The sequence below is a fragment of the Natronincola peptidivorans genome, assembly GCF_900111615.1.
In the GTDB taxonomy this organism is placed as follows: domain Bacteria; phylum Bacillota; class Clostridia; order Peptostreptococcales; family Natronincolaceae; genus Natronincola_A; species Natronincola_A peptidivorans.
In genome coordinates this window covers 1-3,319 of record NZ_FOHU01000045.1, presented here as the reverse complement: position 1 = coordinate 3,319, position 3,319 = coordinate 1, and the positions used below count along the sequence as shown (strand labels likewise).

Sequence of the window (3,319 nt, the reverse complement as noted above, 5' to 3'; positions counted from 1 at the left end):
ACCTTCACAAGCGGAAATGTTGTACAGACTAGGAAATGGATTTGGAGACAAAGTGAGCTGGGTAAAACAACAGTTGATAGTAAAGATATTTTTTTTCAGCTTGTTGGATTTGATACAGGTGAAGACTCTCCTTTATATAAGGCTATGACAGATATAGAGAGCTTGGTTATAAATAGGTTTCAGGGAACCTGTGAAAAATATATAGTAGATGCAAAGAATAGATATATAGAATTTTAAAGATGCCCAAACCTCCACCTGTAAAACAGTCTGGAGGTTTTTTATAGAGCCATAGGGGTCTACCATAGAAATATGTGGTCATGCCCTCGAAAAGGTGATTTAGCTATGTTAAGATATAACCAAACGGAGGTGTGGCTCCTGGGGTTACTGGACAATGTCAATCCTTCCTGTTTCTCCATTTAGTCGAATTTTCTGTCCATCCTCGAGTTTAGTGGCAACCTCCGTCACACCTACCACTGCTGGAAGACCATATTCCCTTGCTACTACTGAGCCATGGGATAGTGGTCCGCCTATTTCCATAATCAATCCTCCAGCTTTTAAAAACAAAGGAGTCCAGGCAGGATTGGTTGTCTTCGTCACCAAAATTTCACCCTGTTTCAGTCTGTTTCCTTCTTGAGGATGACTCAACACTCTAACATGGCCTTCATAGATTCCCGGTGATACTGGTATCCCACTAAATCCATTAGCACTTTCATCTTCAGCTGGGAAATAAATGGTCTCCCCTGTACTTGTTATTACGCGAGGAACAAGATTTCTCTGTAATTCTTGCTGATACTCTCTTCGGTTTTGCTTTACTAGTTTTTGAAGCTTTTTTTCTGATTTAATATCTTGAAGGGTGACAAAAAATATATCCTGCTTATCATCTAGCCTGCCTTCTGATTGTAATTCTTCACCTATTTCTAGTAGTATCTCCCTAAAAATACTGACGGCTTTTGTTAAAATATACTTCGGCAACTCTCTAATCCCAAACATTTTCCGATAATTTTTTAATAGCTTATTAACTCTTTTGGCATCCCCGTGAGCTCCTTTGTCTTTTAGCTGTTTAGTGATATTGTTTATTGCCTCCTCTGCCTGCTGTCTATCCCTATAAAACTTTTCTATCCCTGTGTGATAGCTTTTATTGTCAATATAGGACTGGATTAAGGTAATGATATATTCAGGCTCCTCCCTCCACCGAGGAACTCCTAAGTCCACTTCTTGACAGGATCTATGACCATATCGATGTAAAAACTGTTTCACCTGAGGGTGATGAGGGTCTGGTTTTTCATTGGCATCATCTAGATTTTTTGCTATTTCCAGCAGCTCCATTCCCATTTCCGTAGTCACATTATGGGGAACTGCTTTTTTTACTTTGTTCAGTTGGGAGGTATCTCTAAAATGTCTAGTGAAAATATCCTTTGCCTTGTCAAAATAAGAAAATGATATCACCACATAGTAAAGAATTTTAAGAGGTGCAAAATAGAAGAATGTTACAATATTGTTTTCGATAAATGCTAGTTTTTCTTCTATAGTCTTAAGTTCTTTCCTGCTTTCCTCCATTGCTGCTATTTGACGATTACCATAGGCAAAGGCTTTGGCCACTACTTTTTCAGGCGGAAATACTGCCCCATAAGTGGCTTTTGGAAAGGAAGTCAAAATAAATTTTCCAAAGGCTGGATTTAGTTTGAAAACCGTTTTAATCGGAATTAACTTAAATAAAGACATCTTTTCCTTTACAAGCTGCTCCTTATCTCTTTCTAGGACATGCAAAACAGCTTTTGTAGTTAATGGCTCCATATCAGAAGGATTATTTCTCAGTTTATCCCACCATCTCTCCAGTCTGGAGAACTCTGTCACATCAATAAACAATCTTCCTGCTCCGTGCTTTAACCAGCTGACGGATTTTTCACGATTGTTTTGCTTTAAAACAATATTCATTATAACTTTTTCCCATATATCTTGGCCTATAGGGGTAAGAGGTTCATTCATGGCTTGATTACTCATTAAGAAATTCATATATACCCTTAAGCCTTCTCCTGTACCCTCGGGTTTCAGCATAGGAAAAAGGGATGTAATAGGTCTGGACTGTACCAGGTAAAACTTGTTTTTATAAAAAACCCATTCTATATCCTGGGGAGATCCAAAGTGCTTTTCTGCTTTCTTACCAAGTTTTAATATTTGAAACACTTCTTCTTTACTGAGAGTTGCTTTTTGTCGTTTTTCCTCCGGTACTGCCACTAACTCAACCCCTGCTTGTTTCCTCACAGTCATTGTTTCTTTGGTTGCAATGCTTTCCTCCACAATCTGCTGCCTGTTTTTATCCAAAATCCATTGATCAGGTACTACATTCCCTCCCACAATTGCATCTCCTAAACCCCAAGAGGAATTTAACTGCATCTGATCCCTTCTGCTGTTTATTGGATTTGCTGTAAATAAAATACCGGATTTTTCAGCATTAATTAACCTTTGTATCACAACAGCGTGGGCTAAATCAGTACTATTCAATTTTTGCTTACTCCGATATGACAATGCCCGAGGGTTCCACAGGGAAGCCCAGCATTTTTTTATACTTTGGTACAGCCTATCTTTTCCTTTGACATTCAGATAGGTATCGTATTGACCGGCAAAGGAGGTTCCTGGTAAATCCTCTACTGTAGCGGAGGATCGAACTGCCACTTCAGGATTTCCCATTTCTTCATAAGCTTTATCAATTGCTATCAGTACATCCTTAGGTATTTCTCCTTCTTCAAACAATTGTTGAATTTTTTCAGAAGTCCGCTCTAGCTTATCATACTGTTGATAATCAAATGTTTGTAATAATTCCTTGATTCTGGAGTTCAATTTATTGGCAACAAGAAAACTATTGTATGCATCCACAAGTAATACAAAGCCCTCTGGTACTGGTAGCCCAGCTTCAATCATTTCTCCTAGATTTGCTGCTTTTCCGCCTACCTTTGAGAAATCTCTCTTGGTCACATTCTGTAGTAGTTCAGTATACTTGACATCCCTCATGTTTTTCCTCCTTTGAAAATCCCCCGTGCTATATGATTCATTTTTATTGTAGTTAATACATTCGACAGATTTACTTACTTACCTTTTTTTACCTATTTATTTATACAGCCCCTTCTTTACTCCCACTTGATTCCATTTTCTACATAATGTATAATCAACCATAGAAGAATCCTCAAGGGGGACAGGTGCCATTAATCAATGCATTGGTTGATTTATGCAATGCTGTATCCATAGAGCAATGCATCTCACTGGGAGCTCATGACTTAAAGGATATACATGAGGATTTAGAGGTTCGTTTTAGTAGAGAAGG

At 38.3% G+C, this 3,319-nt stretch carries 2 protein-coding genes and 1 pseudogene; 2 read left to right on the top strand and 1 reads right to left on the bottom strand.

Features of this window, described 5'->3' with window-relative positions; genetic code table 11:
* Window positions 1-237, top strand: a pseudogene (locus BMX10_RS18145) (hypothetical protein); the annotation flags it as partial.
* Window positions 238-381: 144 nt separating this feature from the next.
* Here the strand turns inward: BMX10_RS18145 and BMX10_RS17590 are convergent.
* A complete protein-coding gene (locus tag BMX10_RS17590) occupies window positions 382-3,009 on the bottom strand; it encodes a PEP/pyruvate-binding domain-containing protein (RefSeq protein ID WP_090447089.1) in 2,628 nt (875 codons plus the stop codon).
* Between the two features lie 185 nt (window positions 3,010-3,194).
* Here BMX10_RS17590 and BMX10_RS18640 point away from each other — a divergent pair.
* A partial coding sequence (locus BMX10_RS18640; RefSeq protein WP_408633613.1) for a phenylalanine--tRNA ligase beta subunit-related protein occupies window positions 3,195-3,319 on the top strand: 125 nt, incomplete at its 3' end.

What these genes read in the sequence shown, in the direction of transcription:
- BMX10_RS17590 (WP_090447089.1), bottom strand. Translation starts at nt 3,009, where the DNA reads ATGAGGGATGTCAAGTATACTGAACTACTACAGAATGTGACCAAGAGA.